This window comes from Aquabacterium sp. (assembly GCF_049317225.1).
Lineage (GTDB): Bacteria > Pseudomonadota > Gammaproteobacteria > Burkholderiales > Burkholderiaceae_C > Aquabacterium.
Genome location: NZ_JBMOIR010000007.1, coordinates 116,165 through 131,274, shown reverse-complemented (window position 1 = coordinate 131,274; position 15,110 = coordinate 116,165). Strand labels below are relative to the sequence as shown.

Sequence of the window (15,110 nt, the reverse complement as noted above, 5' to 3'; positions counted from 1 at the left end):
CCTTCACCAGGGTGCCGGCGGTGTCGATCATGTCGTCCATGATCACGCAGTTGCGGCCGTCGATTTCGCCGATCACGTGCATCACTTCAGACACGTTGGCCTTGGGGCGACGCTTGTCGATGATGGCCAGATCGCAACCCAGTTGCTTGGCCAGTGCGCGCGCACGCACCACGCCGCCCACGTCCGGCGACACGACCACCAGGTCTTCGTAGTTCTTGGCTTGCAGGTCAGACAGCAGCACGGGCGAAGCGTAGATGTTGTCGACGGCGATGTTGAAGAAGCCTTGGATCTGGTCAGCGTGCAGGTCCATGGTCAGGACGCGGCTGACGCCCACGGCTTCCAGCATGTTGGCGACGACGCGGGCCGAGATGGGCACACGGGTCGAGCGCGGGCGACGATCTTGGCGGGCGTAGCCGAAGTAGGGAATGACGGCGGTGATGCGGTTAGCCGACGCGCGCTTGAGGGCGTCAACCATGACCAGCAGTTCCATCAGGTTGTCGTTCGTGGGGGCGCAGGTGGACTGAATCACGAACACTTCGCGGCCGCGAACGTTTTGCTGAATCTCGACAGTGGTTTCACCGTCGGAAAAGCGGCCCACCATGGCTTTGCCAAGGTTGATACCGAGTTGGGTTGCGATTTCTTGAGCAAGAGCCGGATTGGCGTTGCCTGTGAACAAAACGGTATCGGATAGCATGGTGGGTGCGTCTGGCTGATGGCAAAAATAGCATCTGCCCAGCACCTTGCCCTTTAGGGAGTCCCTGTGTGTTGCCAGGGATAACAGCCTTCGCGGAAGGTGTAGGGCAGGTGACGCTCAGTCAGGTGACTGAGCAAGAAATTTGGCAGGGGAGGAAGGATTCGAACCCTCGCATGTCGGAATCAAAATCCGATGCCTTAACCAACTTGGCGACTCCCCTACACAGGTTTCGTTGCAGTCAGACTTGCGTCTTGTTTGCATCGCAACCTTGTAAGCTGCACTCTTGATCAGAGCCTCACATTGTAGCCAGTTTTTTGCGCTGTTTGCAAGCCTGTTGTATTTCAGCACTTCGTCGAAGTCAATCAGAAATCTGATCCAGAACTTCGAGCAGTGGGTGCTGAGACAGGCCGCGACATACGCGACTGACCCATGCGGCGTCATGAATTCCGATGTCAACTGCGCTGAACGAGGGGAGGGTGCTTGTGTCTGTGTGATCATCGATCCACGAAAACACGGTGCTGCCGGATCCCGTCATTCGGCTGTTGCCGAATCGTTTCTTCATGACTTCAAGCGCTTCGTTGATTTGATTGCTGGATCCGTCTGCTGGCTGGTAGGCCTTGGCCGGATCTTGCAAGTCATTTCTGCCGAATTGCTTGGGCGCTGCAAGAAAGAACGCTACTGTAGCATGCTCGCTGTCGCGTTTTAACGTTGGGCTGCCGAAAATTGCATTGGTTGGGGCAGACAGTGGTGGTTTTAGCAACATCAGGGGTGTTGTCAACACCTCATCGGGCAGCGCGATCGGGGTGATGCGTTCGCCAATGCCTTCAACCCAGGCGTTGTGGCCCCGCACAAAGAACGGGACATCTGCGCCAAGTTGCACGGCCAGTGCTTCCAGTCGGTGTCGTGGCCAGTGAAGCCCCCACAATTGATTGAGCGCCAGCAACACGGTGGCGGCGTCTGAACTTCCTCCCCCCAGTCCTGCGCCCCAGGGGATGGTCTTGTGAATGCGAATGTCGCAGCCTTGTGCCGTTCGGCTCTCGGTTTTCAGCAAGCGTGCAGCCTTGATGCAAAGGTCTTCTTCGGGGAGGGCCACATTCAGGTCGTGGCGCCGCACGTGCCCATCCTGACGCGTATCAATGTGCAGGGTGTCTTGCCAGTCGATGAGCATGAACACCGATTGCAGCTGGTGATAGCCGTCCGTTCGTCGTCCGGTGACATGTAGGAACAGGTTGATCTTGGCGGGTGCTGGCAGGTTGTGCAGGCTGGGCATGTTCGAAAAACCGAGGGTGATGCGGCGGCGTCAATAGGGTGTCAGCGATCCAGGAAAATTTTGACCACGACCGCGCGCTGAGATGACGATGCGGCGCGCTGGACGGTCAATTTCCCTTCTTTCAGATGGCTGGTGTCAACACGCCACCCTGCTTGCGAGAAGACGTCCGTGCTGTCTTCTGATGCATAGGGCAGGTCCTGACATGGCGTGCCTTGCATCCAGTCCACCAACGCGCGCAATGGCAAGGCTTCCCCGAGGGTCTGTTCGCTCAATGCGTCCAGTGAATCGAATTGCTGCTCGCCTTTGGTGTCTGTCAGCGTGACCCGGTTTTGTTGCCAGGCGAGTCGGGCCATCTGGCTGCCCAGCGGTGTCATCAAGTCAAGCTGCCCAGCATCTCGGGTGCCCAGAAAGAAAAAGCCCAGGCTGACGCCTTTGGCTGGTGTGTCGTTCCAGGCTTGAAGCTTGATGCTCAGCTGGCCTTGCAGTGAGATGGGCTGGATGACGCCCGGCACTGCGAGGGCCGATGCGTTGTCGAGGGCCGCAGGCGTGAGTTTGGGCGGCAGTGGGGACTGGCAGGCGCTCAAGCAAGACAGCGCGAATGCCGCGGGCAGGCAGCGCCAAAGGCCTGCATGAAGCAGGCCGCTGGTGTGATCAGGCTGATGCATGGTGCTCAGAGATGCACGCGCAGGCGTTGCAGGGTGCTTTTGAGTGCGTCATTTTCGGGCTCTTGCTGGATGCCGGTGCGCCAGACTTTCCGCGCGTCGTCTTCCTTGCCGGTCAGCCACAAAACCTCACCCAGATGGGCCGCAATTTCCGCATCGGGGCGCGCTTGGAATGCCTCTTTGAGCAGTTTCAGGGCTTCGGCCTTGTTGCCTTGTCGGTATTCCAGCCAGCCCAGGCTATCGGTGATGAAGGGGTCGCCAGGGCGCAGCGTCAGGGCTTGTGTGATCAGTTTGCGAGCCTCTTCCAGCCGGATGCCACGATCTGCGAAGCTGTAGCCGAGCGCATTGAACGCATTGGCATGGTCCGGTGCCAGTTCAATGACTTTGCGCAGCAGGCGCTCCATGTCATCGAGTTTGTGCAGACGGTCAGCCAGCATGGCTTGGTCATACAGGAGATCGGTGTCTTCCGGGAAGCGATCGGTGGCTTCGCTCAAGACACGATAGGCCTCTGGCCACTGCCGCAGGTCGCGCAGCAATTGCGCTTCCGCCTGGTATTTCAAGACCGCATCACGAGGCTCGGACTCCGGCAGTGCACGCAGTGCCTGGCGAGCTTCTTTCAACTTGCCCTGACTGCTCAGCAGCCGAGCACGCTGCGACTGGATGCCGATCTTTTCATGCTTGGGGTCGGCTCGGTCGAGCCACTCAAGTGCCTCTTGAGGGCGCTTGCGCAACTCGGCGACCTGCGCCATCAGCAGGCTGGCCTGCTCGAATTCCCCGGCAGGCAGTGCGCTGCGACGGTCGTTGGCCTTGCCATCTGCCCTGGGAACGTTTTCAAGAATGGGTTTGAGAGCGGCTTCTGCCTGGTCTGGCTGACGCATTTCCAGGCGGATGGCGGCCAGCAACATGCGGTTGCCATGTTGCTCCGGATGCTTGGCAATGAGGAGGTCCAGTTGCTGCGCAGCTTCGTCATAGCGCTGTGCCAGAGTCAACTTGCGGGCATAGGCCAGTCTCACGACATCGGACGCGTCGGGCTTGGTCAACTGGGCTTTGACGAGATGTTCTGCTTCGGGCCATTGGTCGCTCAGGTCGATGGCGAGCAGGCCGGCGGTTGGCAGAGATGGGTTCAATGCAAGTGCACGTTGCACGGCAGTTTGTGCACGCTGTGGATTTTTGGCTTGCAGCCAGCCTTCACCACTTGCTGCCCACGCCTCCGCCAGTTCCAATGGGGCTTGGCGCCAGGGTTGTGTGGCTTCGTCAATCACGGCGGCGGCGGCTTGACGGTCACTCAGGCGATTCAGACTTCTGGGCAGGCTGGCAATGACTTGTGGCTGCTGGGTGGCCGGCGTCAGTTGGATGAGTGTCCGCAAGGGGGGCGCCAATTCATTGGCCCGTCCCAGCGCCATGAGGATTTGCGCGGTGAACTCAGAGGCTTCGCGTGATTGCGGCAAAGCCTGGCGCCACGCTTTGGCTGCGGTCAGCGCCTGTTCTCCTGCTCGTGCGCGAAGGGCAATTTCAACAGCCCGCTGATAAAGTTGTCCGCTTTGATGGCGACGTGCTGCGTCCAGGTAGAGCTGGTAAGCCGTGCCTGCCTCGCCTGCGTTAACCTGAATCTCGGCAATCAGCAGTTGATAGAACAGGGGCGCGTCCAGGTCCGAGTTCTGAATCGTGACGGGTGTGCTGGGTGTTGTCTGTGAGGTGCTGGCCGGTGTCTTGGGTGCGGCCCATGCCAAGCTGCTGCTGATGAGCGCCAGGGCCATGACAGCAGAGGGGATCAAGGCGTGCCGAGGGAAAATTTGCCGACTTTGGGCATTCGAGGACGTGGACACGCGAGAGATATGAACGGGCATGAAGACTCCAGCAGATGCAGCCATTCTATTGAGGCTTTGGTAGCGTTTTGGTTTCGTGGGTATCCGTATCATTTGGGGTATGCCAGAACTGCCCGAAGTTGAAGTCACCCGCCAGAGCTTTGCGGGCCAGATCGTGTCTGCTGAAGTGGTGGATGTGGTGCTGGGTAAGCCGCTGCGTTGGCCATTGGGCGTGGATGGCGACGAGTTGCGAGGTTGTCGAGTCGGTGAGGTTGTTCGCCGGGGTAAATATCTTTGGCTACCTCTGAGCGCCCATTCCGGGCAGTTGACCGGAGGGCTCCTGATTCACTTGGGGATGTCGGGCAGCTTGTCGTTTGAGGGGCGTCCCGGGGCGCCGGGCAGGCACGATCATTTCGATCTGGTGACCACGCGAGGGACCTTGCGGCTTCACGATCCACGGCGTTTCGGTGCGGTGGTCTGGGGTGCGTCCATGCACGAAGGGATGCCGGGGAAGCTGTTGTCGGGCCTGGGGCGTGAGCCTTTTGGGGATCCTGAACTGACGCCGGAGTGGATGCGCAAGCAGCTCAAGGGACGATCGGTGTCCATCAAACAGGCCTTGCTGGCTGGCGATGTGGTGGTCGGGGCGGGGAACATCTACGCCTGTGAGGCGCTGTTTCGAGCGGGGATCGATCCCCGGTTGGCGGCGGGGCGTGTCAGCGGTCCGCGATGCGAGCGGCTGTTGCGGGAGGTGCGTGCAGTCCTGGGTGAGGCGGTGGCGCTGGGTGGCTCAAGCTTGAAGGACTTCAAGGATGCGCAAGGCAATCAAGGCCATTTTCAGCTTTCGACCCAGGTCTACGGACGAGAGGGGGCGCCGTGTCGTGCGTGTGGTTCGTTCATTCGGCGCATCGTTCAGGGGCAGCGGGCCACTTACTACTGTCCGATATGTCAGAAAAGGTGACGATTGCAGACACTCCGGTCTTAACGGTGTACGTTTTGTCCCAAATCCGTTTTTGCCCTTGTTACAGAGCGCCGGGCTTGCGCTAGGATGAATCCCATGTTGCCTACTTTTGCCAGCCATCTGGATGCCTTGGGCCAGTGGCGTGCCGATACTGACGCTCGCCTGGGCGCTTTGGCACGTTTTGCCCGAGAACACGATCTGCTTGACGATGCTTCGGCCGAATGGTTCGAGGCCATGCGCCATCGCCTGTCGGGCGAAAAGTTCATGGTGGCGTTTGTTGCAGAGTTCTCGCGCGGCAAGTCTGAGTTGATCAACGCGATCTTTTTCTCGGACAAGGGGCGACGCATGATGCCCGCTTCAGCAGGGCGCACCACGATGTGTCCGGTGGAATTGGGCTATGACGCCGAAGAGCCGGTTGGCTTGTCCTTGTTGCCGATCGAGACGCGTCTGGAGGCGGCATCCTTGGCTGACTATCGTCGTCAGCCTCGCGCCTGGACGTGGGTTGACATGGATTTGTCGAACCCGGATGGCATGGCGCAAGCATTGGCCGAAGTCATGCGGACGCGTCATGTGTCCACACAAGAGGCGGCACGACTGGGGTTTTGGGACGAAGAGCGCCCGGCAGACAATCCTGCCATCCTGTCCGACGGCATGGTGGAAGTGCCGGTGTGGCGTCACGCACGGATCAATTTGCCGCACCCACTGCTCAAGCGTGGCTTGGTGGTGCTTGATACCCCTGGCCTGAATGCCATCGGAACCGAGCCTGAACTGACGCTGGGCTTGTTGCCGCAAGCTCATGCCACGGTTTTCATTCTGGGTGCCGACACGGGCGTGACCAAGTCTGATCTGGATATCTGGCGTGACCACCTCTGTGGTCCGGCCTTGGCGCGATTTGTGGCCCTCAACAAGATCGACGCGTTGGCGGATCCATTGAGTACGCCAGCCGAGGTAGAGGCTGTGATTCAGCGTCAATGCGAGAGCGTGGCGCAAACGCTGGAAATCCCGGCGGATCATGTGTTTCCGATTTCGGCGCGGCAAGCGTTGGCAGCGCGCTTGTCTGGGGACGAGGCTGGCTTGGCCACGAGCCGGATGGAGGCGTTTGAAAACGCCTTGTCCGAGGGTTTGTTGCCGCGTCGTCGGGAGAATTTGGCGGAGGCTGCCATCTTGGGCGCCACGCAGTTTCAGTCGCAACTGAATCGCCGTTTTGGCGAGATGCGTCGCTTGTGCGCTGATCAGTTGCTGGAACTGCGGAGCCTGCGCGGCAAGAGTTCGGGCAAGGTGCAGTTGATGCTGCAGCGTGTGCAGGCCGAGGCGGCCGAGTTCGAGTTGTGCACGGCTCGTTTACAGGCCATGCGAACGGTTCATGCGCGCATGATGAAAGAGGCCTTGAGCGATCTTTCGGCGGAATGCCTGCGCAAGGAAGTGGAAGTCCTGCAGCAAGTGTTGGGGGCTTCGTGGTTGCCGCTGGGCGCACGCAAGGCATTCGTGGAGTTGTGTGGACGGTTGCGTGAACGCATTGATCAGGCGCAGCGGCGCAGCGATGAAATTCACGCGATGTTGGTTGCCTCGTTCGCCAAGCTCAACGCCGAGTTTGGTTTCAGCTTGGTGGCGGATACACCACTGGACATCCGCAAGTACCACGACGATCTCAATCTGATCGAGCGCAACTATGTGCAGTACTTTGGGTTGAGCCAGGCTTTCCGTCTGGCACAGCCAGCGTTCCAGGAGCAATTCCGCCGCATGCTGATTTCGCGTTTGCGTGTGGTGTTCGAGACGGTCTGCAACGACGTGGAGTTGTGGAACAAGACGGCGTCTGCGCAGGTGGACAGTCAATTGCGCGAGCGTCGTCGCAACTTCAAGCGTCGCTATGAATCACTGGATCGGATCCAGTCGGCTTCGAGCGAGCTGGATGCACGGGTGCAGGAAGTACAGGCGCAAGATGAGCGCGTGCTGCAGTTGCAAACTCGACTCGCCACGCTGGTGGATGAGCTGACTCGGCAGGCCAATTTCGACAGTCTGCACGAACCCGAGGCAACTGAGCCTGAGACCAGCCCGTCATGAGCGAGATGACAGCGGATGACCTGCTGTGTCGTGCGCAGTGGGTGACACCGCTGTTGGCCGACCGGTTGGTGGCCTGGCAACGCCAGGATGGGCGCCATCATCTGCCTTGGCAGAAGGTGCGTGATCCGTATCGGGTGTGGCTGTCGGAGATCATGTTGCAGCAAACCCAGGTCACGACCGTTCTGGGCTACTTCGACCGATTTCTGAAGCGATTTCCGGATGTGCAGGCCTTGGCGGCCGCACCGCTGGACGAGGTGCTGACGCTGTGGGCCGGCCTGGGCTATTACAGCCGGGCGAGGAACTTGCACCGTTGTGCCCAGGCCGTGGTGAGTACGCATGGCGGCGTGTTTCCCGAGACGGCGCAGGCTTTGCAAACCTTGCCGGGCATTGGCCCGTCGACGGCTGCGGCCATTGCTTCGTTCTGTTTTGACGAGCGTGTGTCCATCATGGATGGCAACGTGAAGCGTGTGCTGAGTCGAGCGTTGGGTTGGGGGCAGGATCTGTCGGTTCGGGCCCATGAAAAGGCGCTGTGGGCAGCCGCCGGTGCGTTGGTGCCGTCCCGCGCGCAAGACATGCCTGCGTACACCCAAGGCTTGATGGATCTGGGCGCCACCGTGTGTACGCCCCGCAAACCATCGTGCCTGATGTGCCCGTGGTCAGACTTGTGTGTGGCGAGGGCGGCTGGGCAGCCAGAAACCTACCCGGTCAAAACGCGCAAGCTCAAGCGCGGCGTGCGCGAAAGCTGGTGGATGTGGTGGCAGTGGCAAGACCAAGTCTGGCTGCAACCCATGCCGGACAAGGGTGTGTGGGCAGGCTTGTGGACTTTGCCCTTGCTCGACAGTGAAGCCGATGCGGCGGCCTGGGTCGATGCGATGCCCACCGACGCCTTGTCGGTGGAACGCCAACCTCGCCTCAAGCACGTGCTCACCCACCTGGACTGGTGGCTGACACCTTGGCATTGCGTGGTGCAGACCGAGGCCCAACGACAGGCGCTCACACAGCGCTTGCTGGCGGCGGGGGGGCAGGGCACCTGGGTGCCCTTGACCGAGTTGACGCAAAAGGCCCTGCCTGCGCCGCTGAGCAAATTGCTGCTGGGGTGAGGTCGGCGTGGGGCTGCGGCGTCAGGCCAGGGTGACGATCACTGGGGCATGGTCGCTGGGGCGTTCGTTCTTGCGCGGTGCCTTGTCGATCACGCAGGCGCTGACCTGGGGCTTGAGTGCGTCGCTCACGAGGATGTGATCGATTCGCAGTCCTTGGTTTTTGCGGAAAGCCAAGTTGCGATAGTCCCACCAACTCCAGGGCTTGGGTGGCTGATCAAACAGTCGGAAGGCGTCCACCATGCCCAGCTGCAGCAGTTGCTGGAAGTGGGTGCGCTCTTCCACCGTGCAGTGGATCTGATCCTTCCAGCCGACGGGGTCGTAGACATCGTCGTCCGTCGGTGTGATGTTGAAGTCCCCCATCAGCACCAAGTGAGGATGTTGCGCCAGTTCGTTCTTGAGCCAGGCTTGCAAGGCGTCCAGCCATGCCATCTTGTAGGCAAATTTGTCGCTGCCTGGGGCCTGACCATTGGGGAAGTAGCCGCCAATCACGCGCACCTGACCGTGCACGGCATGGGGAACGGTGCCGGCGATCACCCGGGCCTGATCGTCTTCAAAGCCCGGAATGTTCTTGACGATGTCGGTGCTGGGTTCGCGCGTCAGCAGGGCAACGCCGTTGTAGGTCTTTTGGCCAAACCATTGGGCGTGGTAGCCGGCAGCTTCGAGGTCCGCGTGCGGAAACTTGTCATCGGTGAGTTTGGTTTCTTGCAGAACCAGCGCATCGACGGGGTTGGCGGCCAACCAGTCCATCAGTTGAGGCAGACGGACGGACAGGGAGTTGACGTTCCAGGTGGCGAGTTTCATGACTTTGAATGAAAAAAGCCCGCGGTGCCATGGTCAGCACCGCGGGCTCGTCATTGTGCCTAATCAGGCTTGCTTTTGCTGACTGGCCAGGCGTTTGCCACGTGCCCGGATGTTGAGGGCCTCCACAGCCAAGGAGAAGGCCATGGCGGCATAGATGTAGCCCTTGGGGATGTGCATCTCGAAGGCCTCGCCGGTCAGGGCCATGCCCACCATCACCAGGAAAGCCAGGGCCAGCACTTTGACGGAGGGGTGACGGTCAACGAAGTCACCGATGGGCTTGGCGGCAAACAGCATCACGCCAACGGATGCGATCACGGCGGCAATCATCACGGGGAGCTTGTCAACCATGCCGACGGCGGTGATGACCGAGTCCAGCGAGAAGACGATGTCGATGATGGCGATCTGGCCGATGATGCTCCAGAACAGCTTGGCACCGGCCGACTTGAGCACCGCAGGATCGGTGTCGGGCGCATGGTCTTCTTCACGGGCCTCGACTTCGACGAAGATCTCGTGCGAGGCCTTGTACAGCAGGAACAGACCGCCCAGCAGCAGCACCAGGTCACGGCCACTGATACCTTGGCCAAACAGGTGGAAGAGGTCGGCCTTCAAACCCATGACCCAGCTCAGCGAGAAGAGCAGCAGCAGGCGGGAGATCATGGCAAAGCCCAGGCCGAGGCGACGTGCCTTGTCGCGCAATTCGGCGGGCAGACGGCCCACAAGGATAGAGATGAAGATGATGTTGTCCACGCCCAGGACGATTTCAAGGGCGGTCAGCATCGCGAAGGCGATCCAGATGTTGGGGTCGAGCAGGAAGTCCATGACGTTGTTTTGTTTCAGGTCCTTGCCGAGATGGCAAAGACCCAAGCTTAGAGGGAACGGTGGACGGAGTAAATCCGAATTGTCTGGGTTGACGATTCGGGAAAACCGAAGTGTTTGACGCTCAGAGGTGGAACCAGGCCGCTGCCCCCAAGGCCACGCCGACACCGCCCAATGCCAAGGTGCCCCATTCCAGCCAGCGACGCTTGGTCAGTAGAGCGATGGCGGCCAGCGCAATGGCCACTTGCAAGACGGTGGTGGCCTGAGCCCAGCGATGGTGCTCGTGCATCTGGGCTTCGCTTTTTTCGTCCCATTCCCTGGATTCGTCTTCCAGTGCCTTGGCCTTGGTCTGGATGGCCTCTTTTTCCGACTTGTAGCGGTCGGCTTCCTGGCGGTAATAGGCTTGCTTGTCGGCCGGGGCCAGCATGGCACCTAACTCCGACAAACTTTGCTTGCTGCTCTTGGCCTGGTAGAAGTTCCATTGGTCCGAGGCTTCGGTCTTCTTGATGGCCGCGTTGTTCTTGTACAGGCCGGCGTTGGCCTGGGTGGCCCCGCCCATGTACGAGAACATGGCGCCGACTGTCGCCAGCACGGCCGTGATCACCGCCAGTTGCCCAGCCATGCCCTTGGGTTCGTGCTGAGATTGATGTTCCAGTTCGTGGTCGTGGGGGCCGTGAACGTGAAAACCGTGGCCAGACATCTCTTGAAGCTCCTGTGAATCGCGGATCAGGTCGCGTTGCGTTGGTAGGTGACGAAAGCGTAGGCCAAGCCAGTGTCGGTCTGGTGACGCTCGCGCGATGTTTCGGTAAAGGCGTGGCGGTCCCAGTCGGGGAAGAATGCATCCCCGTCGTAATCGGCATCGACCTCGGTCAGCACGATCTCTTGAACCAGCGGCAAGGCCTGTTCGTAAATCTGGGCGCCGCCGATGATGAACACCTTGTCGGCGTCGGCCACCAGGCTCAGCGCGGCGGGCAGCGACGAGGCCGTTTCGATCCCGTTGGCGGTCCAGTCCGCTTGCCGGGTGATGACGATGTTGCGACGACCGGGCAGGGGGCGCCCGATGGAGTCATAGGTCTTGCGGCCCATGATGACCGGGCAGCCCAGCGTGGTGCGCTTGAAGAATTTCAGGTCTTCGGGCAGGTGCCACAGCAGGGCGTTGTCTTTGCCAATGGCGCCGTTGCGGGCCACGGCGGCGATGAGGGCGATGCGAGCGGAACTCATGTGAAGCAATCAGACGGCCATGGGGGCAGTGATCGGGGCGTGGTGTTGATAGCCTTCGAGCCAGAAGTCGGTGGGCTCGACCTTTTCCAGCCACTCGGGCTCGTACTGGCCTGTGACGGCGAAGTCGGGGATACGGTCGGAGAGGACCAGCTTGGGTGCAGGGAAGGGCTCGCGCTGGAGCTGTTCTTGCAGCATGTCCACGTGGTTTTCGTAGATGTGCGCGTCACCAATGAAGTAGGTGAACCAGCGAGGCTTGTAGCCCGTGAGGCGACCCATCAGGGTCAGCAAGGCAGCGCCTTCGGTGAGGTTGAAGGGGGTACCCAAACCGATGTCGTTGCTGCGGATGTAAAGGCACAGCGAGATTTCGCCCTTGGCCTGGTTGACCAGGAACTGGTAGAGCAGATGGCAGGGGGGGAGGGCCATTTCTTCCAGCTGAGCCCAGTTCCAGCCGTGGAAGAGGATGCGGCGGTTGCCGGGATCCTTGTGGATGGTGTCCAGGCACTGGCGCAATTGGTCAATGGCCTTGTAGAGCAGAACTTGTTCGCCCTGGCCGTCGGTGCTGTCGAACTGACCGAGGACCTGGTAGCCGCGCGCGGTGGCATCCTGAATTTGCGCGGTGGCCGTGGCCGGCAGCATTTTGTAGGCCGGCCAGTTGCGCCATTGCACACCGTAAACGGGGCCGAGGTCGTCCTCTCCCAGTCGATAGGGATTGGCCAGCCAGGCCTGGTTTTCGTTGGCGTTCTGGTCCCAGACTTTGCAGCCGAGGGCACGGAACTCGGCCGCATTGCGGCTGGCGCGAAGGAAGCCCACCATCTCGCCAATGGCGGATTTGAATGCCAGCTTTTTGGTGGTGACGGCCGGGAAGCCCTCTTGCAGGTCAAAACGCATCATGGCGCCGGGCATGCTCAAGGTGCGCACGCCGGTGCGGTTGTCTTGCCAGCTACCGGTGTCGAAGATGGTTTGAACGAGGTCGAGGTACTGTTTCATGGCCGTCCTGTAAAACGCAACAGCCGGCTGGAAGGCCGGCTGTCGATATTGTCGCCTTGATTACCGGCGACATGGCGGGCGCAGACTTACTGCTGAACCGGTGCCGGGTCGCGCAGGAAGATCTCGACGCGACGGTTTTTGGCCTGACCGTCAGCGGTGTCGTTGCTGGCGATGGGCTCGCGCGAGCCACGGCCCACGGTTTCGATGCGCGAAGCAGGCACGCCACGGTCTTCCAGGAAGTTCTTGACGCTTTCGGCGCGTTGCAGCGACAGCGGGTTGTTGATGGCATCGGAGCCGGTGCTGTCGGTGTGACCCACCACGCGCACGATCATGCCGCCACCGTTGCTGGTGAGGCCATGGGCGAAGGTTTCGAGCACCGAGCGCAGTTCAGGCTTCAGGGCTGCGCTGTTGCGGGCGAAAGAAATGTCGCTGGGCACGTTGAGCTTCAGTTGGTTGTCGGCGGTACGGGTGACGTCGATGTCGGTGCCGCGGGTGGCTTGCTCCATGGCTGCTTGCTGTTCTTGCATGCGCTTGGACCACAGGTTGCCAGCGATGGCGCCGGCCGCAGCGCCCAGTGCGGCACCGCGCACGGTGTTCTTGCCGCCGGTGGCACTGCCGATGGCGGCGCCCAGCACGGTACCGATGGCGGCGCCGGTGGCGGTGCCGCGTTGGGTTTCATCCATGTTGGCGCAACCGGTGATCAGGAAAACGCCAGACAAGGCAGAGATCAGCAGCGAGCGGCTCAGACGGGGATGGGTAAGGGTAGACATGAACAATTCCTTGATGACGATGGCGTGGGGCGATGCATTTCGCTCCCCGCACGAGTAGAACGCGCCAGGTACACAACGTGATGACAGCACGTTGGCGTTACGCGGATGAAACTTGATCGAATTGCATCGAGGCCAGTTTGGCGTAGAGCCCATTTCGGCTCATGAGTTCCGTGTGGGTGCCGACATCCACGATGTGGCCGCCCTCCATGACGACGATGCGATCCGCGTTCACCACCGTACTGAGTCGGTGGGCGATGACCAGCGTGGTGCGGTCTTTCATGGCTTCTTCCAGTGCGGCCTGAACGGCGCGTTCGCTCTCGGTGTCGAGAGCGCTGGTGGCCTCGTCGAGCAGCAGCAGGGGCGCATTCTTCAAGATGGCTCGCGCGATGGCGATGCGCTGACGCTGCCCGCCAGAGAGTCGCACGCCCCGCTCACCCAAGTAGGTGGCATAGCCTTCGGGCAGTTTGCTGAGGAAGTCGTGGGCGTGCGCAGCTTGTGCGGCTGCGATCACTTCGTCGTCGGAGGCCTCGGGGCGACCGTAGCGGATGTTTTCCAAGGCGCTGGTCGAAAAAATGGTGCTGTCTTGCGGGACGATGCCGATGCGTTGCCGGAGGTCGGTCAATGACAGGGACTGGATGGGGCAGCCATCTATCTCGATCTGACCGTGCTGCGGATCGTAAAAGCGCAGGATGAGTTGAAAGACGGTGCTTTTGCCTGCGCCGCTGGGGCCAACCAGAGCAATGGTCTCGCCCGCGCGAATTTGGAGTTGCAGGTCGGACAAGGCCGCTTGCCCGGGGCGGGACGGGTAGTGGAAACTCAGGTCGCACAGGTCCAGGCGTGCGCCGTGGCGAGGCGTTGGGAGCGCCTTCGGAGATGGCGGGGACTGGATGGGGGAGTGCGCATGCAGCAACTCCATCAATCGCTCGGTGGCACCAGCCGCACGCAGGATGTCGCCATAAACCTCGGACAGCGCTGCGACAGCGCCCAGCAAGAGGATGACGTAGACGACGGTTTGCCCCATGTGTCCCGCCGAAATACGTCCATCCAGTACGGCCTGCGTGCCTTGGTACAGGCCCCACAGCAAGGCGCCCGTGGTGGCCGAGATGATGAACGCAACCAGGAATGCGCGGGCGCGAATTCGCCGCTCGCCGGTACGGAAGGCTTGGTCTGTGGCCTCGTCAAACCGATGGGCTTCGCGGTGCTCGGCGGTGTAGCTTTGCACAACCGGGACAGCGTTGAGCACCTCGGCCGCGATGGCGCTGGAATCGGCGATCTTGTCCTGACTGACTCGGGACAGGCGTCGCACCCTTCGGCCATAGACGATGGCGGGCAAGACCACCAACACGAGTCCCCCCAGAACCTGGGCCATCACATAGGGGTTGGTGGCCACCAGCATGACCAGCGCACCTGTGGCCATGATCAGGTTGCGCAAGCCGAGCGACACGCTGGTCCCGACGACGGTCTGGATGAGCGTGGTGTCTGCCGTCAGGCGTGACAGCACTTCGCCGGTTTTGGTGGTTTCAAAGAATTCAGGGCTTTGCTGCAGCACGTGGCGGTACACCGCGCGTTTGATGTCGGCGGTGATGCGTTCACCGAGCCAGGTCACCATGAAGTAGCGGGATGCCGCAAAGACGCCCATGGCCACGCCCACGGCAAACAGGGCCAGAAAGTGCGAGCGCATGGCCATGACGCGCTGACCAGGGTCGACAGACACCAGCCCTTGGTCGATCAGGGTACGCAAGGCCAAAGGTAAGACGAGCGTCGTGAGGGCGGCCAACACCAGGAAGACGAACGCCCAGGCCATGCGCGCGCGATAGGGGCGCAGAAATGGGATGAGGTCTCTCAACGCCCGCACGGATTTGGGTGAGGCGGTGTCTGGGCCAGTGCGTTCAGTCATGTGGCGGAGTGGGTGCAAAGACCCACGGATTATGAGGTGAGGGTATTCCTTGATTTGACAATGTTTGA

General features: G+C 60.9%; 14 protein-coding genes and 1 tRNA gene. 3 read left to right on the top strand and 12 right to left on the bottom strand.

Annotated features, from left to right (window positions below):
• The 5 genes from ACOYNB_RS07315 to ACOYNB_RS07295 all read right to left on the bottom strand — a co-directional run.
• The coding region (locus tag ACOYNB_RS07315; protein ID WP_422838451.1) for a ribose-phosphate pyrophosphokinase at positions 1-694 on the bottom strand (694 nt) is incomplete at its 3' end.
• 143 nt (positions 695-837) lie between these two features.
• Positions 838-914, bottom strand: a tRNA-Gln gene (locus ACOYNB_RS07310).
• Positions 915-1,052: 138 nt separating this feature from the next.
• On the bottom strand, positions 1,053-1,964 hold the full coding sequence (gene ispE / locus ACOYNB_RS07305; protein ID WP_422838450.1) for a 4-(cytidine 5'-diphospho)-2-C-methyl-D-erythritol kinase: 912 nt from the start codon (positions 1,962-1,964) through the stop codon (positions 1,053-1,055).
• A 41-nt stretch (positions 1,965-2,005) separates the two neighbouring features.
• Entirely contained in the window at positions 2,006-2,629 is a 624-nt protein-coding gene (locus ACOYNB_RS07300; protein WP_422838449.1) for a lipoprotein insertase outer membrane protein LolB, read from the bottom strand.
• Positions 2,630-2,634: 5 nt separating this feature from the next.
• Positions 2,635-4,473, bottom strand: coding sequence for a tetratricopeptide repeat protein (locus ACOYNB_RS07295; protein ID WP_422838448.1), 1,839 nt, complete (start codon positions 4,471-4,473; stop codon positions 2,635-2,637).
• A 79-nt stretch (positions 4,474-4,552) separates the two neighbouring features.
• On the opposite strand from ACOYNB_RS07295, the gene mutM reads away from it, so the two are divergent.
• The 3 genes from mutM (at position 4,553) to mutY (ending at position 8,550) form a co-directional block, all read left to right on the top strand.
• Positions 4,553-5,389: a bifunctional DNA-formamidopyrimidine glycosylase/DNA-(apurinic or apyrimidinic site) lyase gene (mutM, locus tag ACOYNB_RS07290; RefSeq protein ID WP_422838447.1), complete on the top strand. Its 837-nt coding sequence runs from the start codon at positions 4,553-4,555 to the stop codon at positions 5,387-5,389.
• 96 nt (positions 5,390-5,485) lie between these two features.
• Positions 5,486-7,450 (top strand): dynamin family protein, encoded by a 1,965-nt coding sequence (locus tag ACOYNB_RS07285; RefSeq protein WP_422838446.1) that lies wholly within the window; start codon positions 5,486-5,488, stop codon positions 7,448-7,450.
• Positions 7,447-8,550 (top strand): A/G-specific adenine glycosylase, encoded by a 1,104-nt coding sequence (mutY, locus tag ACOYNB_RS07280; protein ID WP_422838445.1) that lies wholly within the window; start codon positions 7,447-7,449, stop codon positions 8,548-8,550. Before ACOYNB_RS07285 ends, mutY begins: the two co-directional genes overlap by 4 nt.
• A gap of 21 nt (positions 8,551-8,571) precedes the next feature.
• On the opposite strand, the gene xth is transcribed toward mutY, so the two are convergent.
• The 7 genes from xth to ACOYNB_RS07245 form a co-directional block, all read right to left on the bottom strand.
• On the bottom strand, positions 8,572-9,351 hold the full coding sequence (gene xth / locus ACOYNB_RS07275; protein ID WP_422838444.1) for an exodeoxyribonuclease III: 780 nt from the start codon (positions 9,349-9,351) through the stop codon (positions 8,572-8,574).
• Between the two features lie 63 nt (positions 9,352-9,414).
• Positions 9,415-10,170 carry a TerC family protein gene (locus ACOYNB_RS07270; protein WP_422838443.1) on the bottom strand — a complete coding sequence of 252 codons (756 nt, stop codon included), beginning with the start codon at positions 10,168-10,170 and terminating at the stop codon, positions 9,415-9,417.
• Between the two features lie 121 nt (positions 10,171-10,291).
• Positions 10,292-10,867 (bottom strand): DUF4337 domain-containing protein, encoded by a 576-nt coding sequence (locus tag ACOYNB_RS07265; RefSeq protein ID WP_422838442.1) that lies wholly within the window; start codon positions 10,865-10,867, stop codon positions 10,292-10,294.
• Positions 10,868-10,893: 26 nt separating this feature from the next.
• Positions 10,894-11,388 (bottom strand): dihydrofolate reductase, encoded by a 495-nt coding sequence (locus ACOYNB_RS07260; protein ID WP_422838441.1) that lies wholly within the window; start codon positions 11,386-11,388, stop codon positions 10,894-10,896.
• Between the two features lie 9 nt (positions 11,389-11,397).
• Positions 11,398-12,375 (bottom strand): thymidylate synthase, encoded by a 978-nt coding sequence (locus ACOYNB_RS07255; RefSeq protein ID WP_422838440.1) that lies wholly within the window; start codon positions 12,373-12,375, stop codon positions 11,398-11,400.
• An 86-nt stretch (positions 12,376-12,461) separates the two neighbouring features.
• Positions 12,462-13,145 carry an OmpA family protein gene (locus ACOYNB_RS07250; RefSeq protein WP_422838439.1) on the bottom strand — a complete coding sequence of 228 codons (684 nt, stop codon included), beginning with the start codon at positions 13,143-13,145 and terminating at the stop codon, positions 12,462-12,464.
• 97 nt (positions 13,146-13,242) lie between these two features.
• The gene (locus ACOYNB_RS07245) at positions 13,243-15,042 is read right to left on the bottom strand and encodes an ABC transporter transmembrane domain-containing protein (protein WP_422838438.1); all 1,800 of its coding nucleotides are present in this window, start codon (positions 15,040-15,042) and stop codon (positions 13,243-13,245) included.
• Between the last annotated feature and the right edge of the window lie 68 nt (positions 15,043-15,110).